Genomic DNA, 26206 nt, shown 5'->3' with positions numbered 1-26206 from the left:
GACAAACACAGGATTTTGCCGGCATTTACGTAAAAGTCAATTACAGACAGCGACTATCAGCATCAAAGTGCGCCGAACCACCATGTGGCGAGCCCCAGAAACGCGAAGAAGCCGACAACATCTGTCACCGCCGTTACGAAAACCGCCGAAGCGACGGCCGGATCCGCCCCGAGCCTGTCCAGCAGAAGCGGTATCAATATGCCGCCGAGGGCAGCCACGAACATGTTTATGACCATGGCGGCTGCGATGATGCCGCCCAAAGTGGGGTCCTGAAACCAGCCGGCGGCGACAATGCCGATGAGGCAGGCGAAGATCAGCCCGTTGAGCAGGCCAACGCCCATTTCACGGCGGATGATGCGGCCGGCATTATAAATGTCCAGGTCGCGCGTCGCCAACGCCCGCACGGTCACCGTCATGGTTTGCGAGGCCGCATTGCCGCCCATGCCTGCCACGATCGGCATCAGCACCGCCAAAGCCACGATCTTCTCGATCGTTCCCTCGAACAAGCCGATGACAGACGCCGCGATGAACGCGGTTACCAGATTGACCAGCAGCCACGGCACGCGCGAGCGCGAGGCTGAAAGCACGCTGTCGGAGAGTTCCTCGTCGCCGACGCCGCCCATGCGCAGAAGGTCCTCCTCCGCCTCCTGCTGGATCACGTCGACGACATCGTCGATGGTGAGCACGCCCACCAATCGCTCGTTCTCGTCGACCACGGCCGCCGACAACAGGTCATATTGTTCGAACTCGTAAGCCGCCTCCTCCTGGTCCATGCTGGCGGGGATGGCGTGGCGGGTCTCATGCATGACATCTTCGACCTTGACCGTGCGCTTGGAGCGCAGCACGCGATCGAGATCGACGGCGCCGAGAAGCTTGAAGGTCGGATCGATGACGAAAATCTGGCTGAACCGGTCGGGAAGATTCTTGTCGTCGCGCATGTAGTCGATGGTCTGGCCGATGGTCCAGAACGGCGGTACCGCGACGAACTCGGTCTGCATGCGCCGGCCTGCGGTTTCTTCCGGATAGTCCAGCGAGCGGCGCAGCCTGATTCGTTCCGTGAACGGCAGCTGCGCAAGAATCTCGTCCTGATCTTCCTGGTCGAGATCCTCGAGAATGTAGACGGCGTCGTCGGAATCGAGTTCCTGCACCGCTTGCGCGATCTGCGCGTTGGGCAGGTTGTCGACGATGTCGAGACGAATCGCCTCGTCGACCTCGGTCAGCGCCGAGAAATCGAAATCGCTGCCCATCAGATCGACGAGCGCGCGCCGCTGTTCAGGCAACAGAACTTCGAGGAGATCGCCAAGTTCCGACTGATGGAGACTACCGACCTCCTGCTTCAGCGTCAGCGTATCGCGATCGGCGATCGCCGCTCCGACCTGAGCAAGGAACGACGCGCGGATGACGCCATCCGCATCGTAGATGTCAGCGGCGGGTTGGGGAGCCCCGGAGCCCGGCGAATGTTTGTCCTGGCCTTCCAAATTCGCCTCTTGCACTGGAGCATCGTCCCGAACCGAAGGTCAACGCAGCAAATTGCAGACCTTCAGCAAGACCATGCATCAAAACAACTCAAGAGCATTGGCTCCGGCTAGAGCGCCGTGCGTCCGGGACGCACAAAGGACGCTCCAGCACTTTAAGTCCGCGCAAATCGCTTTGTTCAAGTGATTCCACTTGAACGCGTTTGCGCCAGGCCGGGCCGGTCATGCTCCAGAACGTGATTCCAAACCGAGGGTCGGTGCAGCAGAGTTGCAGACTTTCCCGTCAAAACCACGCGTCGAACCGATTTCTTAAGCTTGAGGGCGGGCTAAGCCCAGCACATAAGCTCAAAAAGCATCCGATATCTGGCATGAACAGATGTCGATTCACAGCCTTGCAGCGAGGCGTTGCACATCTTCGTCTCGACATGTGGCGAAGAAGCCATTCCGAATGCCGCACCGATGGCTCATGCGAGCCATCGCGAACTCAGACAAAGAAAATTTATTCAGTGATTGAAAAGTTCGTTGGTGCGGTCGAGAAGACTCGAACTTCCACGGGTTGCCCCACAGCGACCTCAACGCTGCGCGTCTACCAATTCCGCCACGACCGCACGTCACGAAAAGACCGGTCGGAACCGGCCAGCGGCATTTAGCAAATCGCTTCCTGCGAAACAAGGGCATCCAGCGGAATATTCGGCGGTTGCGTGAAGACCAAATGAAGCCGTGGATCATCGCTTGGGAGACCACCCGAGCCAAGCCGCTCTCGCCCTGTTTTCGGAGAGCATCAACGCCGATCGGCTCTGGCTCGAATCCGCGGGAACGGCATAAGAAACTGGACCTTTCCCGCGCTCGCGGCCATATGTTGGCTACCCGAGGACGCTGGCCTGCGACCCAGCGCCCCGGCATCGCATTCGGGCTCGTTCGGTGTTTCCGACGAACACGCGAATGCACCAGAGCAAGGAACGACAACCCAGCCATGACGCAGCGCAGCCAGATAGAGACATCATTCCTGCCAGTTCCCGGGTCGCCCTCGGTGGAATGGCGAATCGAGCCGGGTTTGACTGCCTATGAGCATGCGCTTGCCTTCATGGAAGCACGCGTTGCCGCGATCCGCGATGGCTCGGCCGCGGAGATGGTCTGGCTGGTCGAACACCCTCCGCTCTATACTGCCGGCACCAGCGCACGTTTGGACGATCTCGTGGACCCGGATCGCTTTCCCGTGTTCAACGCCGGCCGCGGCGGCGAATACACCTATCACGGGCCTGGCCAGCGGGTCGCCTATGTCATGCTCGACCTGAAACGTCGCCGCGAGGATGTTCGCGCCTTCGTCGCCGCGCTGGAGGCATGGATCATCGCAACCCTCGATCGCTTCAACATTCGAGGCGAACGCCGCGAGGACCGGGTCGGCGTCTGGGTCGTGCGGTCGGACCGCCCGCCCATGCCCGACGGCTCGCCTGCCGAAGACAAGATCGCCGCAATCGGCATCCGGCTACGACGCTGGGTGAGCTTTCATGGCATCGCAATCAATGTCGAGCCCGACCTTACCCATTTCAGCGGCATCGTGCCCTGCGGCGTCTCCGATCACGGCGTGACCAGCCTTGTCGATCTTGGACTGCCGGTCACCATGGCCGACCTGGACAACGCGCTGAAACAGTCGTTCGAAGCCGTCTTCGGCCCCGCTGCCGCCATGCCGGCCGAAAGCCGCCGCAAGGCAGGCTGATCCTGCAAATTCAACGCGCAACTCACATCGCGCCGATCCACATCGCCATAGTGACAAGAAACGTGCTCATGCAAACCAACGAGGCTACATCCTGAACGAAATCGGTCATTTGATTTCTCCTGTATTCAGTATGTTCGTAATTTGTTCCATTTTTGTTCGTGCGTCAAGCCGCCACTGCTCACCCGGCGAGAAAATGCTCACGCGCGGCTCACAAGGTTAATCGTCAATTAAGTCGTGGATGAAGCGTCTTTGACGGCGCCTCGTCAGATCTGAACGACCTTGCCTTCCGACAGCGTCACGCGTCGATCCATGCGGGCCGCAAGTTCGTGATTGTGGGTGGCGATCAGCGCCGCCAGCCCCGACTGCCTGACCAGAGCAGCCAGAGCATCGAACACATAAGACGCGGTGACCGGATCGAGATTGCCGGTCGGTTCGTCGGCAAGCAGCACCAGCGGCGCATTGGCGACAGCACGTGCGATCGCCACGCGCTGCTGCTCGCCGCCGGACAGTTCCGAGGGGCGGTGATGCGCGCGTTTGCCGATCTGCATATAGTCGAGGAGTTGTACCGCTCGCGCGCTGGCTTCGGCGGTCGGCAGCCCCTTAACCAGTTGCGGCATCATGATGTTTTCGAGCGCGGAGAATTCCGGCAGGAGGTGATGGAACTGATAGACGAAGCCGATGTCATTGCGCCTGATTGCGGTGCGCTCGTCGTCCGAGAGCCGGCCGCAGGCCCGGCCTGAAAGGATCACGTCGCCGGCATCGGGACGCTCGAGCAGCCCGGCCGTGTGAAGCAGCGTTGATTTTCCAGCGCCCGAAGGCGCCACCAGCGCCACCATTTCACCCCGCCGCAGCGAAAAATCAGCGCCGTTGAGAATGGTGAGCGTGCGCGAGCCCTGCACATAGTGGCGTTCGACGCTCTTCAACTCGATGATCGTATCGCCCGTCTTCATTATTCGTACCGCAGCGCCTCGACCGGATCGAGCCTGGCCGCGCGCCAGGCGGGGAAGAGCGTGGCCAGGAAGGACAGCGCCAGCGCCATCAGGACGACGCTGAGCGTCTCGCCGGGGTCCATTTTCGCCGGCAGCTTGCTCAAGAAATAAAGCTCCGGATTGAACAGCACCGTGCCCGAAATCCAGGAGAAGAACTGCCGGATGGACTCGACATTGAGGCAGATGACAATGCCGAGGATGACGCCCGCCAGCGTTCCAGTCACGCCGATGGCCGCGCCGGTCATCAGGAATATACGCATCACCGCGCCACGGGTCGCACCCATGGTGCGCAGGATGGCGATGTCGCGGCCCTTGTCCTTGACCAGCATGATCAGGCCGGAAATGATATTGAGCGCGGCGACGAGCACGATCAGCGTCAGGATCATGAACATCACATTGCGCTCGACCTGAAGCGCGGAGAAGAAGGTCTGGTTGCGCTGGCGCCAGTCCGACAGGAAAACCGGCCGCTGCGCCGCAGCCTCCACGGCTGGCTTCAGGCTGTCGACCGCGTCCGGATTTTCAACGAATATCTCGATCGTTTGGGCGCGATTTTCGAGGTTGAAATAAAGCTGTGCTTCGGCGAGCGGCATGAAGACGATGGAGGAATCATATTCCGACATGCCGACTTCGAATATTGCCGTCACCGGATAGGTCTTGACGCGCGGCGTGGTGCCGATCGGGGTGATGTCGCCCTCGGGCGAGACCAGCGTGATCAGATCGCCAAGCGCCAACCCCATATTGTCGGCCATGCGCTGGCCGATCGCCACGCCCTCGCCTGTGTCGAAGCCGACCAGCGAGCCCTGCCTGATGTTGTTGGCAACAAGCGAAATTTTGGCGAGATCGTCGCCACGCATCCCACGCACAAGCGCACCCGTGCCCGGCCCCACCTCACCCTGCGCCAGCACCTGTCCGTCGATCAGCGGAATGGCGTATTTCACCCCGGCCACGCCATTGATGCGGCCGGCGACGGCGGCATAGTCGTCAAGAGGGGTGTCGATCGGCTGAGCGACGATATGGCCGTTGATGCCGAGAATGCGCGACAGGAGTTCGGCGCGGAAGCCGTTCATCACCGCCATGACGACGATCAGCGTCGCCACTCCCAGCATGATGCCGGCAAACGAGATCGAGGCGATCACCGAAATGACGGTTTCCTTGCGCCGCGACCGCAGATAGCGCCAGGCAACCATGCGTTCAAACACGGAAAATGGTCCGGCGCCGCCCGCCGGTTTGGCGGCAACATCGTTCATCAGGCGGCCCCGAACCGTATTGCGGCTTCGGCGATGGGCAAGGTTTCACGCTCGCCTGTGCGGCGGTTCTTGATCTCGACCTCTCCGGACGCCGCCCCGCGCGGTCCGACGATCAATTGCCAAGGCAGACCGATCAGATCGGCGGTGGCGAATTTGCCGCCCGGTCGCTGGTCGGTGTCGTCATAGAGGACGTCGCGCCCAGCGGCAGTCAGTGCACTGTAGAGCTCTTCGCAGATGCGGTCACATTCGCCGTCACCGGTCTTCATATTGATGATGCCGATGTCGAAGGGCGCCACCGACTCCGGCCAGATAATGCCGTTCTCGTCATGCGAGGCCTCGATAATGGCAGCGATCAGCCGAGTCGGGCCGATGCCGTAGGAGCCCATGGAAACAAAATGGTCCTTGCCGTCGGCACCGGTGACCTTGGCGCCCATCGGTCGTGAATATTTTTCGCCGAAATGGAAGATGTGACCGACCTCGATGCCGCGCGCGGAAAGCCGGTCCGTTTCACCGATGGCATCCCAGGCGGCCTCGTCATGCATCTCGTCTGTCGCCGCATAAGGCGTGGTCCAGTCCCTGACGATGCCGCCGATTTCCGCGTCGTTGGAGAAGTCCGTGTCTTCGCCAGGCACCGGCAGCGCCAGGAAGTCGCGGTGACAATAAACCTGGCTCTCGCCGGTCTCGGCCAGGATAATGAACTCGTGGCTGAGATCGCCGCCGATCGGACCGGTGTCGGCTCGCATCGGAATGGCCTGCAACCCCATGCGCGTGAATGTGCGCAGGTAGGACACGAACATGCGGTTGTAAGCCGCTTTGGCGCCTTCGAAATCGATGTCGAAGGAATAGGCGTCCTTCATCAGGAACTCGCGCGACCGCATTACGCCGAAGCGGGGCCGCCGCTCGTCGCGAAACTTCCACTGGATGTGATAGAGATTGAGCGGCAGATCCTTGTAGGTCTTCACGTAGGAGCGGAAAATCTCGGTGACCATCTCCTCGTTGGTCGGGCCGAACAGCATGTCGCGCTTGTTGCGGTCCTTGATGCGCAGCATCTCGTCGCCATAATCGTCATAGCGACCGCTCTCGCGCCACAGATCGGCCGATTGAATGGTCGGCATGAGAATTTCCAGGGCGCCGGCGCGGTCCTGCTCCTCGCGCACGATGCGACAGACCTTGTCAAGAACGCGCTTGCCCAGCGGCAGCCATGAGAAGCTTCCCGCAGCCTGCTGGCGGATCATGCCGGCGCGCAGCATCAATCGATGCGAAACGATTTCGGCCTCGCGCGGATTCTCTTTCAGGATGGGAAGGAAGTAGCGCGACAGACGCATGGAAAATTCCGTCAAAGAGGTGGCAGGGAAGGCGCCGGAATCAGCGACAACGCAGTGCTGACTGCCGGCACTTCATAGCCACTTCATGACCGAATGAAAACCCGGACCCAAGGTCGCTGGTTGCCGCATCCTGCCTCTTAACTGGCCAGTCATGCGATTGGCTGCAATTTAGGCAGCGGCTGCATCTATATTGTGCACTGCATCACATATTGATCTGGCCCAACGCAAAATTCCTAGTGACAATTTATCGCGTCTTGGTCTAGTGTGCTCCGATAACTGAGAGGGCAGAGGAAAATCTGTCTTCCTGCGCGGTCAAAGTCTTGGGAGGATGCGATCTAGGCGCGATAATCCGCAGCCGCCGGTAACGGAAAGCAGATCGGACGCGTTCAATTGCAAGGCCTCGTGCCTTGCATTTTTTTTGTGCAATCAAGAACTTTGCACGACATCTTGCCGCAATCGCCGAAGCCGCTTCGAGTTCCTACGTCCGATGCGTAAGGACGCGGTCGCGACTGGCGCGCTGGCCTCGATGAGGCCCGATTTCAGGTTGGCCGAGCCGGAGGCTGCTCGATCAGTTCATCTCAGGCAAGAAGCTCGGAATGTCGTCGAACCCGTAACCGGCGACCACCGTGACATAATAGAAGGCGCCGAAAATAATGATCGCGGCGATTGTCGTGCGGATGACGGTTTTCAGCATATGAGGCCGCCCGGGCGCGCTCGCCACGGTGCCAAGCGTCACGTCGTCGTTCTCGTCCTGGGTCTTCAGACCGAACGGCAAGGCGACGAACAGCACGGTCCACCAAATGATGAAGAAAATCGCGGCGGCCGAAATCCAGCCCATGACTTAAACCTGCTCCAATTCGACCAGCGTTCCCAAGAAATCCTTGGGATGCAGAAAAAGCACCGGCTTGCCATGGGCGCCGGTCTTGGGATTGCCGTCGCCGAGGATGCGCGCGCCGGTCGCCTGCAACCGATCCCGGGCTGCGGCGATATCCTCGACCTCGTAACAGACGTGATGCATGCCGCCGGACGGGTTCTTTTCCAGGAACGCCGCGATGGGAGAGCCCTCGCCCAGCGGCTCCATCAGCTCGATCTTGCTGTTGCCGGTATCGATGAACACCACGGTCACGCCATGTTCGGGCAATGCCTGCGGGTCGCTCAGCTTCGCCCCCAGCGCATCGCGGTAGATGGCGCTCGCCGCTTCCAGATCGGGCACGGCGATTGCGACATGATTCAGGCGACCGAGCATTTCGGCAACTCCTGTCAGCGCGTCACGAACACCGTGACGAGCGGTTTCTTGCCCCAGGCATCGTTGGCTTCCGAGCGCACTGCCCGGCGCACGGCCTCCTGCACGAGGTCCAGGTCTTTTCGGCGCGCACGTGGTATGGAGTCGACCGCGCCGATTGCCGCATCCAGCATCAGATCCTCGATATCGTCGCCAGCGTTGTCGAGCCGCGCCACGCCAATCGACACGATGTCGGGGTCGCCGGCCAGTTCATACCGTTCGTCCAGCACGACATTGACCGCCACATGCCCGGCAAATGAAAGCTTGCGGCGTTCGCGAATCCCCATCACTTCGTCGTTGCCGATCAGCTTGCCATCCTTGTAGACGCGACCGAACGGCACCTGATCGATGATCTCGGCGCCGCCAGGCGCCAGGCGCAGCATGTCGCCATCGCGCACCTGTGCGACTTCCGGCACCCCGGCCGCCGATGCCAGCGCGCCATGGGCGACGAGGTGAGCCGCCTCCCCATGGACTGGAACGCAAATTCGTGGGCGCGTCCATTCATACATGCGGCGCAACTCGCTGCGGCGCGGATGGCCCGACACATGCACCAGCGCGTCGCTGTCCTCGATGATCTTGATGCCCTGGTCGATCAGCAGATTCTTGATTTCGAGAATGGCCTTCTCGTTGCCCGGAATGGTACGCGACGAATAGACCACGATATCGCCCGGCGAGAGCGCCACCGTCTTCATCTCGTCACGCGCCAGCTTGGCAAGGGCCGCGCGCGGCTCGCCCTGGCTGCCGGTGCAGATGATCACAAGGTGCTCGCGCGGAATGTAACCGTAGTCGTCTTCGGAAACGAACTCCGGCAGGCCGTCCATATAGCCGAGCTCGCTCGCCACATCGATGACCCGCTTCAATGAGCGGCCAAGCACCAGCACCTGGCGTCCGGTGTCGCGCGCAGCCTCGGCGATCGAACGGATACGCCCGACATTGGAAGAAAACGTCGTGACCGCGACACGGCCGGGCGCCCTCTCGATGACGCCGCGCAAACCCTGACCGACTGCCTGCTCCGACGGCGAATCTCCGTCGCGCAGCGCGTTGGTCGAATCGCAGACCAATGCCAGCACCCCCTTGTCGCCAAGCGCACGAAACCGCGCCTCATCCGTCATCGGGCCGATTTCCGGCGCCGGATCGATCTTCCAGTCGCCTGTATGGATCACCGTGCCGAGCGGCGAGGTGATGGCCAGCGAGACCGGCTCCGGGATCGAATGGCTGACCGGCACCGCTTCGATGCTGAACGGGCCGACCTCGAATGTTTCGCCCGCGCGGTAGATTGTCACCGGCACCTTCGCGGCGCCATTTTCCGACTGCCGCTTGGCCTCAAGCAGGCCGGCGGAAAACGGCGTCATCCACACCGGGGCCTTCAGCCGCGGCCACAGATCGAGCAGCGCGCCATAATGGTCCTCATGGGCGTGGGTAATGATGATGCCGCGCAGATTATGCAGTTCCTCTTCGATGAACCGCGTGTCAGGCAAAACCAGATCGACGCCCGGCAATGTCGGATCCGGAAAGGTGACGCCGACATCGACGATGATCCATTCGCGCTGATTGGCAGGGCCATAACCGTAGAGGGCGAAATTCATGCCGATCTCGCCAACGCCGCCTAGTGGTGCGAATACGAGTTCAGCTTCCCTGGATTTCGCCATTACCTTACCTTTCAGACTGCGCCTGCCGACGCGACCGCGCCGAAATGCACGTCGCCGGCTGCGATTTTCAGCAGTGCGCCCGTGTCGTCGCGAATGACGAAGCGGCAATCCTCGTCGATGGTTTCGAACACGCCGCGCACCACATTGCCGTCGACCCTTACCGCGACCTGGCCGCCGAGACCGGCGGCGCGAGACAGCCAACGCTCGCGGATAAGCGCTACACCGCGCCCCTCGTTCCATGCGCGCATGTTTTGGCTCCACGCATCCGACAGGGCCAGGAACAGCGTCTCGGCATTGCATGCAGCGCCAAGCGCGCTGAGTGAAGTCGCCGGATAAGGAACGTCTTGCGGATGCGCGACCACATTGACACCGATGCCGATCGCCAGCGCGCTGTGCTCGTCGTCGAGTTGTGACGATTCAAGCAGTATGCCCGCAAGCTTGGCGCCATCGGCCAACACGTCGTTAGGCCATTTCAGTTCGAAACGATTGCCGCGCGCGCCACTGCCACCATCCGGCGCGATGGAGATGCGGCCTCCAGGAACGGCTGCATCGAGCGCGTCAGCCAGCGCCAGCCCCGCGACGAAGCCGAGCGTGGCTGCCGTCTTGAGATCGCGGCCGACGATCAGAAGCAGGGTCGCTGCGAGATTGCCTTCCGGCGTCGCCCAGGCGCGCCCGCGCCGCCCGCGCCCGCTCTCCTGCTTTTTCGACACGATCCACAATCTGCCTGGATCGCCTTCGCGAGCACGCTCCAGGGCAATGGCATTGGTCGATCCGACACTATCACGGGCTTCGAGCCGAAAACCTTCGGACGTGGATGTCGGAGCCAGCGAAAATGCCATGCCGTCAGAAGAACGTCTTGGCGGCGGCCTCAGCCACGCGCCCGATCGGACCGCCGATAAACACGTAGAACAACACGAAAATACCCGACAGACCAAGCACCAGGCGCAACTCGCCGGCCATCGGCTGGAAGCCCTCGACAGGTTCGTCAAACCACATGATCTTGATGATACGCAGATAATAATAGGCCGCAACCACCGACATCAGCACGCCGATGACGGCCAGGCCATAGAGCCCGGCGTTGATCGCGGCGAGGAACACGTACCATTTTGCCCAGAAGCCGGCGAGTGGAGGAATGCCCGCCAGCGAAAACATCAAGAGGGTCAGCACCGTTGCCATCATCGGATTGGTTCCGGCAAGCCCCGTCAGATCGCCGATCTGCTCGACATTGCCGTCCTTGCGCCGCATCGCGAGAATGAAGGCAAAAGTGCCGAGCGTCATGACGAGATAGATCAGCATGTAGATGGCCACACCGCGGATGCCCGCTTCGGTGTTCGCCGCAAGGCCGACCAACGCAAAGCCCACATGGCCGATCGAGGAATAGGCCATCATGCGCTTGATGTTCCGCTGGCCGATTGCCGCAAACGAGCCAAGCGCCATCGAGCCGATCGACACGAAGACGATGATCTGCTGCCAGTCCGGGCCGATCGGCTCGAACGGCGTCATGGTCACCCGGACCATTAGCGCCATCGCCGCCATCTTTGGCGCCGATGCGAAGAACGCGGTCACCGGCGTCGGCGCGCCCTCGTAAACGTCCGGTGTCCACATGTGAAAAGGAACCGCCGAGATCTTGAACGCAACGCCGGCGAGTACCAGCACGAGGCCGAAGACGAGGCCGAGTTGACGCTCGGCGCCCGTCAGCGCGCTTGCTATGGCGTCGAAGCCGGTATGGCCGGTGTAGCCGTAGACCAGCGTGATGCCATAAAGCAGGATGCCCGACGACAGCGCGCTGAGGACGAAATATTTAAGCCCCGCCTCGGTCGAGCGCGCGCTGTCGCGATTGATCGCCGCGACCACATAAAGGGCGAGCGACTGCAATTCCAGGCCGAGATAGAGCGTCATCATATCATTGGCCGAAATCATCAGCATCATGCCGCCGGTGGCAAGCAGGACCAGCACCGGATACTCGAACCGGTCGAACTTCTCCGCCTTTGCGAAGCCCACCGACATGACCAGCGTGACCGCGGAGCCAATCAGCATCAGGACTTTCATGAAGGTCGAGAACGGATCGGCGACAAGCGCACCATCGAACGCCTTGCCCTGCCCCGCGAACAAAAGCATCCACGCGCCGGCGCCTGCAAGCACGGCGACGGCAAGGCCGTTGACGATGTCGTTTGCCCGCGTTCCGGAAAACACGCCGATCATCAGCAGCGCCATGGCACTGGCCGCGATGATCAGTTCCGGCGAAAGCAGCACGAGGCTCGAAGCGAGTTCCGGCGTCATTTACCTGTTCCTGTCAATTCGCGACCGCGGCCTGCGCCACGTCGAGCGATACGGTGATGTTGTCGATCAACGCCTTGACCGAGGCGGCGGTCGCGTCGAAGACCGGAGCCGGGTAGACGCCGAAGAAGATGGTGAATACGACCAGCGGATAGATGACCGCCTTCTCGCGCGTCGACAGGTCGAGCATGCCCTTCAGGCTTTCCTTCGTCAGCGCGCCGAACACCACCTTGCGGTAGAGCCACAGCGCATAGCTGGCCGACAGGATCACGCCGGTCGTGGCAAACAGCGCCACCCAGGTATTGACCTTGAACGCGCCGAGCAGCGTCAGGAACTCGCCGACGAAACCGCTGGTGCCCGGCAGGCCGACATTGGCCATGGTGAATATCAGGAAAATCACCGCGTATTTCGGCATATTGTTGACCAGTCCGCCATAGGCGGCGATCTCGCGGGTGTGCATGCGGTCGTAGATGACGCCCACGCACAGGAAGAGCGCGCTGGAGACCAGCCCATGGGACAGCATCTGGAAGATCGCGCCCTGGATGCCCTCCTGATTGAGCGCGAAGATGCCCATGGTGACATAGCCCATATGCGCGACCGACGAATAGGCGATCAGCTTCTTCATGTCCTCCTGCATCAACGCCACCAGCGAGGTATAGATGATGGCGATGACTGAGAGCGCGAACACCAGCGGCTGGAAATAGAGCGACGCATCGGGGAACATCGGCAGTGAGAAGCGCAGGAAGCCGTAGCCGCCCATCTTGAGCAGCACGCCCGCCAGAATGACCGACCCGGCGGTCGGCGCTTCGACGTGAGCATCAGGCAGCCAGGTGTGCACCGGCCACATCGGCATCTTCACCGCGAAAGAGGCGAAGAAGGCCAACCATAGCCAGGTCTGCATGGACGTCGGGAAGTCGTGCGTCAGCAGCGTCGGTATGTCGGTCGTGCCGGACTGCCAGAACATCGCCATGATGGCGAGCAGCATCAGCACCGAGCCAAGCAGCGTGTAGAGGAAGAATTTGAAGCTGGCGTAGACCCGGCGCTTGCCGCCCCACACGCCGATGATGATGAACATCGGGATCAGGCCGCCCTCGAAGAACACATAGAACAGCACGATGTCGAGCGCGCAGAACACGCCGATCATCAGCGTTTCCAGGACGAGGAACGAAATCATGTATTCCTTGACGCGGATCTGGATCGCCTCGCGGCTTGCCAGGATACAGAGCGGCATCAGGAACGTCGTCAGGATGACGAACAGCATGGAAATGCCATCGACGCCCATGTGGTAGGAAATACCGCTGTCCAGCCAGTCGGTCTTTTCGACCATCTGGAAGCCGACTTCGTTGTTGTCGAAGTCCGCCCAGATGAACAGCGACAGCAGGAAGGTGAACACCGTCGTCAGCAGGGCGACGTTGCGGATATTGCGCTTCGAGCCCTCGCCGTCGTCACGGATCAGCAGGATCAAGAACGCGCCGACCAGCGGCAGAAAGGTGACCGTGGAAAGAATTGGCCAGTCGGTCATCAGAATGAGCCCCCGAGCATCATCCAGCTGAGGAACGCGGCAACGCCGATCAGCATGACGAAAGCGTAGTGATAGAGATATCCGGACTGGAAGCGCACAGCCCGATTGGTGACGTCGATGACGCGCGCCGAAATGCCGTCGGGGCCCAGGCCGTCGATGAACCAGCCGTCACCCTTCTTCCACAGGAAGTTGCCGAGCCACTTGGCCGTGCGCACGAAAATCAGGTCGTACAACTCGTCGAAATACCACTTGTTGAGCAGGAAGGCGTAGAGCCCGCGATGCTGCGCGGCGAGGTTCCTCGGCGTTTCCGGCGAGCGGATATAGAAGTGCCAGGCGACGAAGAAACCGATGAGCATGGCAACGAAGGGCGCAAGCTTCACCCACAACGGCACATCGTGGAAATCGTGCAGTATGTGGTTGTCAGGCAAGGTGAACAGCGCCGTCTTCCAGAACGCCTCATAAGCTTCACCGATGAATTGCTCATGGAAGACCACGCCGGCAAACAGGGCGCCAGCGGCGAGGAGGATCAGCGGCACCAGCATCACGGGCGGCGATTCATGCACATGATGCATCACGTCGGCCGTTGCGCGCGGCTGGCCGTGGAACGTCATGAATATCAGGCGCCACGAATAGAAGCTGGTGAAGACGGCGGCGATCACCAGTGCGGTGAAGGCGAAGCCCGCGACCGCATTGTGGCCGACAAAGGCGCCCTCGATGATCGCGTCCTTGGAGAAGAAGCCGGCCGTGCCGATGATGGTTGCGGGAACGCCGACGCCGGTCAGCGCCAGCGTGCCGATGATCATCATCCAGTAGGTGACCGGGATAAGCCTGCGCAGCCCGCCCATCTTGCGCATGTCCTGCTCGTCGGAAACCGCATGGATGACCGAGCCCGAGCCGAGGAACAGCAGCGCCTTGAAGAAGGCATGGGTGAACAGGTGGAAAATCGCTGCCGAATAGAAGCCCATGCCGAGCGCCACGAACATGTAGCCGAGCTGTGAGCAGGTCGAATAGGCGATGACGCGCTTGATGTCGTTCTGGACCAGACCGACGGTCGCGGCGAAGAAGGCGGTGAACGCGCCAATGAACGTCACGACGGTCAGAGCCGTGTGCGACAATTCGAAGATCGGCGAAAGCCGTGCCAGCATGAAGACGCCGGCCGTCACCATCGTGGCGGCGTGGATCAGCGCCGACACCGGCGTCGGACCCTCCATGGCGTCGGGCAGCCAGGTGTGCAGCGGCACCTGCGCCGACTTGCCCATCGCGCCCATGAACAGAAGCAGGCACACCACCGTCAGGGCGGCAGTCCGATCAAGCTCGTAGCCGAGGAAGTTGATCACCGCGGGAGCAGCCTCTTGCGCGCCCTCGGCCGGAATATAGGTGGCGGCGGTTGCAAAGATCGCGCTGAAGTCGACACTGCCGAACAGAATGAACACGCCGAAGATGCCGAGGATGAAGCCGAAATCGCCAACGCGGTTGACGACGAAAGCCTTGATCGCCGCCGCATTGGCGGACGGCTTCTTGTACCAGAAACCGATCAGCAGATAGGAGGCGAGGCCGACCCCTTCCCAGCCGACGAACATCTGGATGAGATTGTCCGACGTCACCAGAAGCAGCATGGCAAAGGTAAACAGCGACAGATAGGCGAAGAAGCGCGGCCGGTGCGGGTCATGGTGCATGTAGCCGATGGAATAGATATGCACCAGCGCCGACACGGTATTGACCACGACCAGCATGACGACCGTTAGCGTGTCGATCCTCAAGGCCCAATCAGCCTGCAAGCCGCCTGAATCGAGGAAGCGCAGAACGGGTATGCTGAAGGCCTCGGCCGAGCCGAAACCTACCGAGAAGAAGGCGATCCAGGACAATACCGCCGAAACGACCAGCAGGCCCGAAGTGATGTACTCGGATGCCTTGGCGCCAAGTGCGGTGCCGAACAGGCCGGCGGCCAGAAAACCCAGAAGCGGGAGGAAGACGATGGCGTGATACATTGGCTTGTCCCGTCAACCCTTCATCATGTTGACGTCGTCGGCGGCGATCGAGCCGCGATTGCGGAAGAAGACGACGAGAATGGCGAGGCCGATGGCGGATTCGGCCGCCGCGACCGTCAGCACGAACAGCGCGAAGACCTGTCCGACGAGGTCGCCGAGAACCGCGGAGAACGCCACGAAGTTGATGTTGACGGCAAGCAGGATCAGCTCGATCGACATCAGCATGATGATGACGTTTCTGCGGTTGAGGAAAATACCGAACACGCCGACCGTGAACAGGATGGCCGAGACGGTGAGATAGTGTGCGATGCCGACTTCCATCGTCAGACCCCCTTGCCCGTTTCGACTTTCTTGACTTCGATGGAGGTCGCCGGCTTGCGGGCGACCTGCGCCGGAACGTTCTGGCGCTTGATATTTGTCTTGTGGCGCAGCGTCAGCACGATCGCACCGATCATGGCCACCAGCAGCACCAGTCCGGCGACCTGGAACTGGAAAATGTAGTCAGTATAGAGAATATCCCCGATTGCTGCCGTATTGTGCCGCGTGGCGATGTCAGGCGTCGGCTTGGCCACCGCCCCGCCGAGCGCCGGCGAAAAGGCATATCCGGCGCCAACCACTATCAGCTCGGCAGCCAGGATCAGCCCCACCATCGCCCCTATCGGTGCGTATTGCAGCGCGCCCGACTTGAGCTCCGCGAAGTCGACGTCGAGCATCATGACCACGAACAGGAACAGCACCGCCACCGCGCCGACATAGACCACCAGCAGGATCATCGCCAGGAACTCGGCGCCTGTGAGCAGGAACAGGGCTGCCGCGTTGAAAAAGGTCAGGATGAGATAGAGAACCGAATGCACAGGATTGCGCGCGGAAATGACCATGAAGGCCGACGCCACCGCAACAAAGGCAAAGAGGTAGAAAAAGGCTGCCTCTAATCCACTCAGCATGGGTTCCCCCGGGTTTCCTTGTCGAGCCGCGGACAATTCGTCCGGCTCGTCTTTGCCTGCCGCCGCTTTCGGCGGGCAAGGCCGCGTGTTCCTTAGACGAGCCGTTCCCGGTCGTCCATGAGTGATCGACTAGCGGTAGGGCGCATCCAAAGAGATGTTGCGCGCGAGTTCGCGCTCCCACCGGTCGCCATTGGCCAGAAGCTTGTCCTTGTCGTAGTAGAGCTCCTCGCGCGTTTCGGTCGCGAATTCGAAATTCGGACCTTCGACGATCGCATCGACCGGGCAGGCTTCCTGGCAGAAGCCGCAATAGATGCACTTCACCATATCGATGTCGTAGCGCACCGTGCGGCGGGTGCCGTCATTGCGGCGCGGGCCGGCCTCGATGGTGATTGCCTGCGCCGGGCAGATCGCCTCGCACAGCTTGCAGGCGATGCAGCGCTCTTCGCCGTTCGGATAGCGGCGCAGCGCATGCTCGCCGCGAAAGCGCGGGCTGACCGGGCCCTTCTCATAGGGATAGTTCAGCGTCGGTTTTGGCGCAAAGAACTGCCGCATCGACAGCGCAAGCGCCTCGATGAACTCTTTCAACAACAGAGATTTGGCCGCCTGGGCTAGAGCTGACATCGTCAATCTCCGATCACGTAAGGGGCTACGAAGTAGCCGATGGCCGGCAAAAGCGCGAACTGGCTGAGGCCGGTTATATTGAGGACACGTTTCGTCTCCGGCAGATCGACGCGGGCCGCCAACATCCGCAGCAGCACGAAGTCGGCTGCCGCGAGCGCCAGCCCCGCCAATGCACCGATGACACCGGAATTCGTCATGCCATCCCCGTCAGTTTCAGGAAGGCGGCGGTCGCCACGACCATGAACAGGGAAATCGGCAGGAACACCTTCCAGCCCAACCGCATCAGCTGGTCGTAGCGGTAGCGCGGCACGATCGCCTTCACCATGGCGAACATGAAGAAGACGAAGCAGACTTTGAGCACAAACCAGATGACGCCAGGAACCCAGGTAAAGGGTGCGAAATCGAGCGGCGGCAACCACCCGCCAAGGAACAGGATGGTGGTGAACGCGCACATCAGGACGATGGCGACGTACTCACCAAGGAAGAACAGCAGGAACGGCGTCGACGAATATTCGATCATGTGGCCGGCGACGAGCTCCGACTCCGCTTCCACCAGATCGAAGGGCGGCCGGTTGGTCTCGGCCAGTGCCGAGATGAAGAAGATGATGAACATCGGGAACAGGCCGAGCCAATGCCAGTCCAGGAAGCTGTTGGGCAGGCCCATCATGGTGCCGAGGCCGTCGCGCTGCGCCAGCACGATGTCGGTGAGGTTGAGCGAACCGACAAGCAGGAGCACGGTGACGATGACGAAGCCGATGGAGACTTCGTACGACACCATCTGCGCTGCCGAGCGAAGCGCGCCGAGGAATGGGTATTTCGAGTTCGAGGCCCAACCGCCCATGATCACGCCATAGACCTCGAGCGAGGAGATGGCGAACAGATAGAGGATGCCGACATTGATGTTGGCGACCGCCCATCCCTCGCTGACCGGGATGACCGCCCAGCAGGCCAGCGCCAGCACTGCCGAAACCAGCGGCGCCAGCAGGAACACGCCCTTGTTGGCGCCCGAAGGAATGACGGGTTCCTTGAACACGAATTTGAAAAGGTCCGCGAAGGACTGCAGCAGACCCCATGGACCGACCACGTTCGGCCCTCGCCTGAGCTGCACGGCGGCCCAGATCTTGCGGTCGGCGTAAAGGATATAAGCCACGAAGATCAGCAGGATGACGATCAACGCCACCGACTTCAGCAGGATGATCAGCGCGGGCAGCACGTAGAATGAAAAGAAAGTATCCATGACCGTCCTACTCGGCTGCCTGTTTGAAGCCGCCCTTTGCCAGGGCCGAACATTCGGCCATGACGGCGGACGCCCGCGCAATCGGGTTCGTCAGGTAGAAATCCTTGACCGGAGACACGAAAGCCTCCTTGCCCAATACCCCGCCCAGCCTGGTCACATTGGCGACGTCGGCCGGATTTCCTGATGCAATCTCGTCGACTTCGGCCAGATGCGGGTAGTCCGCGTAAAGTTTCGCGCGCAGTTGCGGCAGCGAATCGAACGGCAGTCTGTGGCCGAGGACGTCCGAGAGCGCCCTGAAGATCGCCCATTCTTCCTTGGCCTCGCCCGGCGCAAACCCGGCGCGGTTGGTCTGCTGCACCCGGCCTTCCGTATTCACATAGGTGCCGGACTTTTCAGTATAGGCAGCGCCTGGAAGGATAACGTCGGCTCGATGCGCGCCGGCATCGCCATGCGTGCCGATATAGACCACGAAAGCCTTGCCGGTGGCGCTCATGTCGATCTCGTCGGCCCCGAGCAGGAATAGCACGTCGGTCGCGCCGAGCATGCCCGCGACATCCTTGCCGCCCTCGCCCGGCACAAAGCCGACATCGAGGGCGCCAACGCGCGCTGCGGCGGTGTGCAGAACGGCAAAGCCATTCCACTCCGATGTCACGGCAGAAACGGCGCCGGCAAGCTTGGCAGCCTGGCCGAGCACCGCCGCGCCATCAGGGCGCGCCAGAGCGCCCTGCCCCACGATGATGAGCGGGCGCGCGGCTTCTTTGAGCACCGAGAAGAAACTGCCCCTGCCTTCCACCAGTTCCCTGAGCGTGTCGGGGCCCGCGCCAAGCAATTCGTAGTCGTAGCGAAGGTCGCCCACATCGCCGATGACAGCTATCGGCAAAGCGCCACCTGATCGCGAGTGCTTGCGGATCCGGGCGTTGAGCACCGAGGCCTCGAAACGTGGATTGGCGCCGATGATCAGGATAGCGTCGGCTTGTTCAATGCCTTCGATGGTCGGATTGAAGATGTAGCTGGCACGTCCGAGCGCCGGATCGAGTGCCGCGCCATCCTGCCTGCAATCGATATTGGCCGAGCCCAGCGAGGCCATCAGCGCCTTCAGCGCATAGATTTCCTCGACCGCCGCCAGATCGCCGGCGATCGCGCCGATCCGATCGCCAGACGTTTTTGCAACCGCATCCTTGATCGCGGCGAAAGCCTCGGCCCAGCTTGCAGGCTGCAGCTTGCCGTTGCGGCGAACGTAGGGCCGATCGAGGCGCTGCGTGCGCAAGCCGTCCCAGATGAAACGGGTCTTGTCGGAAATCCACTCCTCGTTCACCTGCTCGTTGACGCGCGGCATGATGCGCATCACTTCCCGCCCGCGCGAATCGACACGGATCGCCGATCCGACCGCGTCCATCACGTCGATGGATTCGGTCTTGGTCAGTTCCCACGGCCGGGCCTGAAAGGCATACGGTTTGGAGGTGAGCGCACCGACCGGGCAAAGATCGATGACATTGCCCTGCAATTCGGACGTCATTGCGCTTTCGAGATAGGTGGTGATTTCGGCATCCTCGCCGCGGCCGATCAGGCCGAGTTCGGAGATGCCGGCCACCTCCGTGGTAAAACGGACACAGCGCGTGCAATGGATGCAGCGCGTCATGATCGTCTTGACCAGCGGGCCGATATATTTGTCCTCGACCGCGCGCTTGTTCTCCTGGTAGCGCGAGGAATCCACGCCATAGGCCATCGCCTGATCCTGGAGGTCGCACTCGCCTCCCTGGTCGCAGATCGGGCAATCGAGCGGATGGTTGATGAGCAAAAACTCCATCACGCCTTCGCGCGCCTTCTTGACCATCGGCGTGGTGGTGAAGATTTCCGGCGTCTCGCCGTTCGGACCGGGACGCAGGTCGCGCACGCCCATGGCGCAGGAGGCAACCGGCTTGGGCGGCCCGCCCTTCACCTCGATCAGGCACATGCGGCAATTGCCGGCGATCGACAGGCGTTCGTGAAAACAGAAGCGCGGCACTTCAGCGCCGGCCTCTTCCGCTGCCTGGAGGAGCGTGTAGTGATCGGGGACCTCGATCTCCAACCCGTCGACCTTGAGCTTAGCCATAGTGTCTCAAACCCCTGCGGTGCGTCCGCAATTCTCCAGCCGGGTTTTGCTCCGGCCGGTCCAGTTCAGTGTTTCGTCTTTTCCGTCGCCAGCCGCGCCGCCTGGGCCACCCAGCCATCGCGATCGATGCGGCCCTGAAGACCCAGATAGTCGTCAAGCCAACCGGCCTCGCGCGCGCCCCACGCCGCGATCTGCGAATGGGTCCAGACACCAAGCCCGTTCAGCACCTGTTCGAGCTTGGGGCCGATGCCCGAAATCGCCTTCAGATCGTCGGGTGCATCGGGTCGGTCGATCGACGTCGGACGGCTGAATCCGGCGCCCGCTTCCCGTTTCACGACCTTCAGCGCCGGCCGCGACCTTTTCGCGCTCATGGCCGCCTTGGGTGCCGCTACCCCGGCTTCGTCGGCCAATGAAGAGAAGACCTGCTGCGATGCCTGCGCCATGCCCGCCATCGCGCCCATCCACACACCGATGGTCTGGCTTGCAAGGCCAAGACCAAGCGCTGTCATTGCCGCAGCACCGGCAAGCGGATGCGCGATCAGGTTGACGGCGCTGGCCATGTCGCTCGGCATGTCGAATGTCGGGTCGTTCTTCATCTCACTTCCAGGCGATTGCTACAAACGCTACTCGGCGGCCATCAGCACTGGGCTCGCCCGGTGCGCGTTACGGGTAAATTCATCGATGCGCCGCTCGATCTCCGGTCGGAAGTGCCGGATCAGGCCCTGGATCGGCCAGGCAGCGGCGTCGCCCAGAGCGCAGATGGTGTGGCCTTCCACCTGCTTGGTGACGTCGAGCAGCATGTCGATTTCACGTTTCTGCGCCTCGCCGCGCACCAGCCGCTCCATCACCCGCCACATCCAGCCGGTGCCTTCGCGGCACGGTGTGCACTGGCCGCAGCTCTCATGCTTGTAGAAGTAGGCCAGCCGCGCGATTGCCTTCACGATGTCGGTGGACTTGTCCATGACGATGACGGCGGCCGTGCCAAGTCCCGACTTCAGGTCGCGCAGCGCGTCGAAGTCCATCGGCGCATCCTTGATCTGCGCGGCCGGCACCAACGGCACCGATGAGCCTCCCGGAATGACCGCCAGAAGATTGTCCCAGCCGCCGCGAATGCCGCCGCAATGCCTGTCGATCAGTTCGCGGAACGGGATCGACATCGCCTCTTCGACGGTACACGGATTGTTGACGTGGCCCGATATGCAAAAAAGCTTCGTGCCGACATTGTTCGGCCTTCCGAACGACGAGAACCAGGCCGCGCCCCGGCGCAGAATCGTCGGCGCCACGGCGATCGACTCGACATTGTTGACCGTGGTCGGGCAGCCATAGAGACCGACATTGGCGGGAAAAGGCGGCTTCAGGCGCGGCTGGCCTTTCTTGCCCTCGAGGCTCTCCAGGAGCGCGGTTTCCTCGCCGCAGATATAGGCTCCGGCGCCGTGATGCACGTAGACCTCGAAATCGTAGCCGTTCTTGTTGCCCTTGCCGATCAGACCGGCATCATAGGCCTCGTCGATTGCCCGTTGCAGCGCCTCGCGCTCGCGAATGAACTCGCCGCGCACATAGATATACGCCGCAACCGCGCCCATCGCGAAGCCGGCAAGCAGGCAGCCCTCGATCAGCGTGTGGGGATCATGCCGCAGGATGTCGCGGTCCTTGCAGGTGCCCGGCTCCGATTCATCGGCATTGACCACCAGATAGGAGGGGCGGCCGTCGCTCTGCTTCGGCATGAACGACCATTTGAGGCCGGTCGGGAATCCCGCGCCGCCGCGTCCACGCAGCCCCGAGGCTTTCATCTCGTTGATGATCCAGTCGCGGCCCTTGGCGATCAGTCCGGCGGTGCCATCCCAATGGCCGCGCGCCATGGCACCCTTCAACGACTTGTCGAAGCGGCCGTAAATATTGTTGAAGATGCGGTCTTTGTCCTGAAGCATTTTTCGTCCCTCAGACCGGTTTCTTGCCGAAGACGCGGATATATTCGGCAACGCCGCCCTTGGCGAGTACCTTGGCCTGCTTGTTCCAGTCCTCGCGTTCGATGCGGCCCTTGAAATTCAGGTAATTGTCGACCCACTCGCGCTCGGCCTTTTTCCAACTGGCCACCTGAGCGAAGGTGAAGATGCCGAGCGAGTGCAAGATGGCCTCGTTCTTCGGTCCGATACCCGAAATCAGCTTGAGATCGTCGATCGTCTCCGGCCGCTCGATCCCCGCGGGCCGATTCTTGTCGGTCAGCGATGGCTTGGCCGGCTCGATTTTCTTGGAGGCCGCACCCACCGGCTCGCCCTTCAGTCGCTCGGGCGCCTTGTAGGCGCTTACCGGCTCGCTCTTGGCCGCAGCGCCCTTGCGCTGCTTGGAAACCGCCTCCACGGCAGGCTCCGCCTTGTTGGCGGCTAAAGTGTCGACAACGGGTGCGGAAGCACTTGTCGACTTCTCTGCCTTCGTACCCGACTTGACCGGAGACGGCGACTTCACCGCGTTGTTGGTTTCCGCCGCGTGGGTTTTCGGCTTGGCGGCCCGAGACGGCGGAAGCGAGGTGCCCTCATCTGCCGACGCGGCCGCAAGTGCCGCTTTCCTATCACGGGTGGATTTCAGCACCGCGTTTTCGTCAAGCAGCGAAGTCAGTCCGGACCGCGGCGCGGAATAGACGCGGTCCACCTGCGGACCAGGGATCACGCTACCGCCCTTGCCCGCCTCGAAGAGATCAATGATCTCGGCCAGGCGCTCCGGCGTCAAATCCTCATAGGCGTCTTTGAAGATCATCACCATCGGCGCGTTCACGCATGCGCCCTGGCACTCCACCTCTTCCCACGAAAGAGTGCCGGTATCATTGGTGTGGAACTGCTCGGGATGAATCTTGCTGCGACAGACCTCGATCAGGTCGCCCGCGCCGCGCAACATGCATGGCGTGGTGCCACAGACCTGAACATGCGCGCGCGTGCCGACGGGCTGCAACTGAAACTGCGTGTAGAAGGTCGCGACCTCCAGCACCCGGATCAGCGGCATGTCGAGCATCTCGGCGACATGTTCGATCGCCGCTTTCGTCACCCAACCTTCTTGCTCCTGCGCAAGCATGAGCAGCGGGATCACCGCCGATTGCTCGCGGCCTTCCGGATATTTCTTGATCCAGGTCTTGGCCTCGGCGCTCATCGCAGCATTGAAGGCAAAAGCTGCGGGCTGGACTTCGGCGGCGGCTAGTCTGCGAACTGTCATTTTTTCCTCAGGTCCCGCTCGTCAATGCTGTGTCGCCGACGTGCCGACAAGCCTCTCCAGCCGTTCGATCCAAAACGGGCTGCGGCTGGCGACCATGTCGTAGCCGAAGCGCCGGGACTTCTTGATCTGGTCGAGTTCATCGAGCGAATGGATTTCCCTGGCTTTGCCTTTCCCCAGCCAGAACACGCGAAGCTTCAAAGCTTCGAGGACGTGGCGCGTCACCTCGTGAGCGCTATCCGAACCGTGCTCTTCATAGACGAAGGCGGTGTCCAGGCCCAACAGTCGAGATGCGCCGGAAAAGGCCGCGATTTCAGCACCTTCCACGTCGAGCTTGACGACGAACTTCTCCAATCCGTCGAAATCGGGCATGGCGGAGATGTCGTCCACGGTTATTGTTTCGCAATCGAGGATGGGCACCGCCTCTGTCGAGGGTGCGACGGTGGACCGCGCTTCATGCTTGGCCCCGTAGATGCGCACATGCTCGCCGCTGGTCGCGCCGATCGCCTTGTTCAATGCCGAGAACCGTTCGCCATTGATCTGACGGTTGTCCTCCAGGTAGCGGAACGTATCGGAAGCGGCTTCCACTGCGACGCAAGGCTTGGAGCCTGCCCGCTTTCCGCTCGCCAGTATCGACCAGAAGCCATGATTGGCGCCGCCGTCGATGAAGCCGTAGCCGACGTCGCGCGAATCCGCCAGAAGGGCACGTATCGACGGCTCATACGGATAATTCGGAGCAAGCAGCGTCGACCAGTACGCATCGCAATAGCGCACACGCATGCGGCTGTCAGAGTCCAGCGCGAACACCATGGCTCGAGTGCTGGGCAGCAGGCCGCGGGTTGCGCGGGCAATGTAGGAGAAGCCGAAATTGTGAAACGGCATCAACGCTTGCAAAGCCATCCGCAGGAAATGGATCGCAACGCGCTCGCCGGCCCGCGCGCCTTCCACGCGGCCGGTTTGCGCATCGATCACGATATCGCTTTGGACGGCCCTGAGCATCAGCGATCGACCTCGCCGAAGACGATGTCGAGAGAGCCGAGGACGGCGGAGACGTCGGCCAGCATGTGGCCCTTGCACATGAAATCCATGGCCTGGAGATGCGCGAAACCCGGCGCCCGCAGCTTGCAGCGATAGGGCTTGTTGGTGCCGTCGGAAACGAGGTAGACGCCAAACTCGCCCTTCGGCGCCTCGACGGCGGCATAAACCTCGCCCGCCGGCACATGGAAGCCTTCGGTGTAGAGCTTGAAATGGTGGATCAAGGCTTCCATCGACCGCTTCATGGCGGCGCGCTTGGGCGGAACCACCTTGCCGTCAAGGTTCGACACGGGACCGGCGCCCTCCTTGCCGAGAAGCAGGTCGACGCACTGTCGCATGATCTTCGCCGACTGCCGCATTTCCTCCATGCGGATCAGATAGCGATCATAGCAGTCGCCGTTCTTGCCGACCGGAATGTCGAAGTCGAGTTCGGCGTAGCATTCGTAGGGCTGGCTCTTGCGCAGATCCCAGGCCGCGCCCGAGCCGCGCACCATCACGCCCGAAAAGCCCCAGGCCCATGCGTCCTCGAGCGAAACGACACCGATATCGGCATTTCGCTGCTTGAAGATGCGGTTGTCGGCAAGCAGAACGTCGATATCGTCGAGCGTCTTGTAGAACGGGTCGATCCACTTGCCGATGTCCTCGACAAGCTGCTGCGGCAGATCCTGATGCACGCCGCCGGGGCGGAAATAGGCGGCATGCATGCGCGAGCCGGACGCACGCTCATAGAACACCATCAGCTTTTCGCGCTCTTCGAAACCCCAGAGCGGCGGTGTCAGCGCGCCAACGTCCATGGCCTGGGTCGTCACGTTGAGCAGATGCGACAGGATGCGGCCGATCTCGGAATAGAGAACGCGGATCAGCTGGCCGCGCTTCGGTACCTCGATGTCGAGCAGACGCTCGACGGCCAGCGCAAAAGCATGCTCCTGGTTCATCGGCGCGACATAATCGAGCCGATCCAGATAGGGCACCGCCTGCAGATAGGTCTTGTGCTCCATCAGCTTTTCGGTGCCGCGATGCAGCAGTCCGATATGCGGATCGACGCGCTCGACGATCTCGCCGTCCAGCTCCAGCACGAGGCGCAAAACGCCGTGTGCCGCCGGATGCTGCGGGCCGAAATTGATGTTGAAATTGCGGACGGAGGTTTCAGCCATGGAATGCGCTTTCAGCGAGCCAATAGCGAATAGGCAATAGCGAATAGGGAAGAAGGATCATTGTCATTGCTTTTGTTGCAGACTTCGAATCAAGGAACGCAACATCCTGCCAATTTCCTCACACTGTTCGGTCAAGGACGCGGCCACTTCGCCATTCATCAATCCGACACGTGAGGACAGGATCAAATGCGTTTCTAACTCTTTTAGCGACCCTTGCGCGACGCGAAGAAATTGGATGAACGATCCGGTATGCTCGCGTCCATGTCCTTCGGCGATATTGGCTGCGATGGACGCTGCGGCACGTCTGATCTGGGAAGTCATTCCATAGGCTTCACTATTTGGAAACGACTTGGTTTCGGCATAGCACGTGACCGCCAAATCAATCGCATTCTTCCAGACAATAAGGTCTCTGTAAGAGTTGATCGTCGTCGTTCTGCCTCCTTTTCCTCTATTC

General features: G+C 61.4%; 24 protein-coding genes and 1 tRNA gene. 1 reads left to right on the top strand and 24 read right to left on the bottom strand.

Going from position 1 to position 26206, the window contains the following annotated elements; all coding sequences use genetic code 11:
• Positions 1-62 precede the first annotated feature (62 nt).
• Both mgtE and ACLKMW_RS01535 read right to left on the bottom strand, forming a co-directional pair.
• Positions 63-1478 carry a magnesium transporter gene (mgtE, locus tag ACLKMW_RS01540; RefSeq protein WP_415722747.1) on the bottom strand — a complete coding sequence of 472 codons (1416 nt, stop codon included), beginning with the start codon at positions 1476-1478 and terminating at the stop codon, positions 63-65.
• A 520-nt stretch (positions 1479-1998) separates the two neighbouring features.
• Positions 1999-2083: transfer RNA gene (locus ACLKMW_RS01535), tRNA-Leu, on the bottom strand.
• Positions 2084-2448: 365 nt separating this feature from the next.
• Between ACLKMW_RS01535 and lipB the strand changes: the two genes are divergently transcribed.
• Positions 2449-3192 (top strand): lipoyl(octanoyl) transferase LipB, encoded by a 744-nt coding sequence (gene lipB / locus ACLKMW_RS01530; protein WP_415722605.1) that lies wholly within the window; start codon positions 2449-2451, stop codon positions 3190-3192.
• A 263-nt stretch (positions 3193-3455) separates the two neighbouring features.
• Here the strand turns inward: lipB and ACLKMW_RS01525 are convergent, their stop codons facing one another.
• The 22 genes from ACLKMW_RS01525 to ACLKMW_RS01420 form a co-directional block, all read right to left on the bottom strand.
• The gene (locus ACLKMW_RS01525) at positions 3456-4142 is read right to left on the bottom strand and encodes an ABC transporter ATP-binding protein (RefSeq protein ID WP_415722604.1); all 687 of its coding nucleotides are present in this window, start codon (positions 4140-4142) and stop codon (positions 3456-3458) included.
• Positions 4142-5428, bottom strand: coding sequence for a lipoprotein-releasing ABC transporter permease subunit (locus tag ACLKMW_RS01520; protein ID WP_415722603.1), 1287 nt, complete (start codon positions 5426-5428; stop codon positions 4142-4144). Before ACLKMW_RS01520 ends, ACLKMW_RS01525 begins: the two co-directional genes overlap by 1 nt.
• Positions 5428-6753 (bottom strand): proline--tRNA ligase, encoded by a 1326-nt coding sequence (proS, locus tag ACLKMW_RS01515; protein ID WP_415722602.1) that lies wholly within the window; start codon positions 6751-6753, stop codon positions 5428-5430. Before proS ends, ACLKMW_RS01520 begins: the two co-directional genes overlap by 1 nt.
• A gap of 568 nt (positions 6754-7321) precedes the next feature.
• Positions 7322-7591 carry a DUF1467 family protein gene (locus tag ACLKMW_RS01510; RefSeq protein ID WP_415722601.1) on the bottom strand — a complete coding sequence of 90 codons (270 nt, stop codon included), beginning with the start codon at positions 7589-7591 and terminating at the stop codon, positions 7322-7324.
• 3 nt (positions 7592-7594) lie between these two features.
• Positions 7595-7999: a methylmalonyl-CoA epimerase gene (gene mce / locus ACLKMW_RS01505; protein ID WP_415722600.1), complete on the bottom strand. Its 405-nt coding sequence runs from the start codon at positions 7997-7999 to the stop codon at positions 7595-7597.
• A 14-nt stretch (positions 8000-8013) separates the two neighbouring features.
• On the bottom strand, positions 8014-9684 hold the full coding sequence (locus ACLKMW_RS01500; RefSeq protein ID WP_415722599.1) for a ribonuclease J: 1671 nt from the start codon (positions 9682-9684) through the stop codon (positions 8014-8016).
• An 11-nt stretch (positions 9685-9695) separates the two neighbouring features.
• Positions 9696-10523 carry a biotin--[acetyl-CoA-carboxylase] ligase gene (locus tag ACLKMW_RS01495; RefSeq protein ID WP_415722598.1) on the bottom strand — a complete coding sequence of 276 codons (828 nt, stop codon included), beginning with the start codon at positions 10521-10523 and terminating at the stop codon, positions 9696-9698.
• Positions 10524-10527: 4 nt separating this feature from the next.
• Positions 10528-11964, bottom strand: coding sequence for an NADH-quinone oxidoreductase subunit NuoN (nuoN, locus tag ACLKMW_RS01490; protein ID WP_415722597.1), 1437 nt, complete (start codon positions 11962-11964; stop codon positions 10528-10530).
• A gap of 13 nt (positions 11965-11977) precedes the next feature.
• Complete coding sequence (locus tag ACLKMW_RS01485; protein WP_415722596.1) at positions 11978-13483, bottom strand: NADH-quinone oxidoreductase subunit M; 1506 nt, start codon at positions 13481-13483, stop codon at positions 11978-11980.
• Positions 13483-15471: an NADH-quinone oxidoreductase subunit L gene (gene nuoL, locus ACLKMW_RS01480; protein WP_415722595.1), complete on the bottom strand. Its 1989-nt coding sequence runs from the start codon at positions 15469-15471 to the stop codon at positions 13483-13485. Before nuoL ends, ACLKMW_RS01485 begins: the two co-directional genes overlap by 1 nt.
• Before the next feature lie 12 nt (positions 15472-15483).
• Positions 15484-15792: an NADH-quinone oxidoreductase subunit NuoK gene (gene nuoK, locus ACLKMW_RS01475; protein WP_415722594.1), complete on the bottom strand. Its 309-nt coding sequence runs from the start codon at positions 15790-15792 to the stop codon at positions 15484-15486.
• A 2-nt stretch (positions 15793-15794) separates the two neighbouring features.
• On the bottom strand, positions 15795-16415 hold the full coding sequence (locus tag ACLKMW_RS01470; protein WP_415722593.1) for an NADH-quinone oxidoreductase subunit J: 621 nt from the start codon (positions 16413-16415) through the stop codon (positions 15795-15797).
• A 129-nt stretch (positions 16416-16544) separates the two neighbouring features.
• Entirely contained in the window at positions 16545-17036 is a 492-nt protein-coding gene (gene nuoI, locus ACLKMW_RS01465) for an NADH-quinone oxidoreductase subunit NuoI (protein WP_415722592.1), read from the bottom strand.
• A gap of 2 nt (positions 17037-17038) precedes the next feature.
• Entirely contained in the window at positions 17039-17233 is a 195-nt protein-coding gene (locus tag ACLKMW_RS01460; RefSeq protein ID WP_415722591.1) for a hypothetical protein, read from the bottom strand.
• Positions 17230-18273 (bottom strand): NADH-quinone oxidoreductase subunit NuoH, encoded by a 1044-nt coding sequence (gene nuoH, locus ACLKMW_RS01455; protein WP_415722590.1) that lies wholly within the window; start codon positions 18271-18273, stop codon positions 17230-17232. Before nuoH ends, ACLKMW_RS01460 begins: the two co-directional genes overlap by 4 nt.
• A 7-nt stretch (positions 18274-18280) precedes the next feature.
• Complete coding sequence (nuoG, locus tag ACLKMW_RS01450) at positions 18281-20365, bottom strand: NADH-quinone oxidoreductase subunit NuoG (protein ID WP_415722589.1); 2085 nt, start codon at positions 20363-20365, stop codon at positions 18281-18283.
• A 65-nt stretch (positions 20366-20430) separates the two neighbouring features.
• Positions 20431-20961 carry an NADH-ubiquinone dehydrogenase gene (locus ACLKMW_RS01445; RefSeq protein ID WP_415722588.1) on the bottom strand — a complete coding sequence of 177 codons (531 nt, stop codon included), beginning with the start codon at positions 20959-20961 and terminating at the stop codon, positions 20431-20433.
• 27 nt (positions 20962-20988) lie between these two features.
• Positions 20989-22293, bottom strand: a complete 1305-nt coding sequence (nuoF, locus tag ACLKMW_RS01440) for an NADH-quinone oxidoreductase subunit NuoF (RefSeq protein ID WP_415722587.1) — start codon at positions 22291-22293, stop codon at positions 20989-20991.
• Between the two features lie 10 nt (positions 22294-22303).
• Positions 22304-23566 (bottom strand): NADH-quinone oxidoreductase subunit E, encoded by a 1263-nt coding sequence (locus ACLKMW_RS01435; RefSeq protein WP_415722586.1) that lies wholly within the window; start codon positions 23564-23566, stop codon positions 22304-22306.
• 21 nt (positions 23567-23587) lie between these two features.
• Complete coding sequence (locus ACLKMW_RS01430) at positions 23588-24562, bottom strand: FkbM family methyltransferase (RefSeq protein WP_415722585.1); 975 nt, start codon at positions 24560-24562, stop codon at positions 23588-23590.
• Positions 24562-25752 (bottom strand): NADH-quinone oxidoreductase subunit D, encoded by a 1191-nt coding sequence (locus tag ACLKMW_RS01425; protein ID WP_415722584.1) that lies wholly within the window; start codon positions 25750-25752, stop codon positions 24562-24564. The genes ACLKMW_RS01430 and ACLKMW_RS01425 overlap by 1 nt, the downstream gene beginning before the upstream one ends.
• 63 nt (positions 25753-25815) lie before the next feature.
• Positions 25816-26175, bottom strand: a complete 360-nt coding sequence (locus ACLKMW_RS01420) for a four helix bundle protein (RefSeq protein ID WP_415722746.1) — start codon at positions 26173-26175, stop codon at positions 25816-25818.
• Positions 26176-26206 lie beyond the last annotated feature (31 nt).

The organism is Borborobacter xinjiangensis (assembly GCF_047739745.1).
GTDB lineage: Bacteria > Pseudomonadota > Alphaproteobacteria > Rhizobiales > Rhizobiaceae > Pseudaminobacter.
Note: the sequence above shows the minus strand (reverse complement) of the source record. Positions and strands in the feature narration are given on the sequence as shown.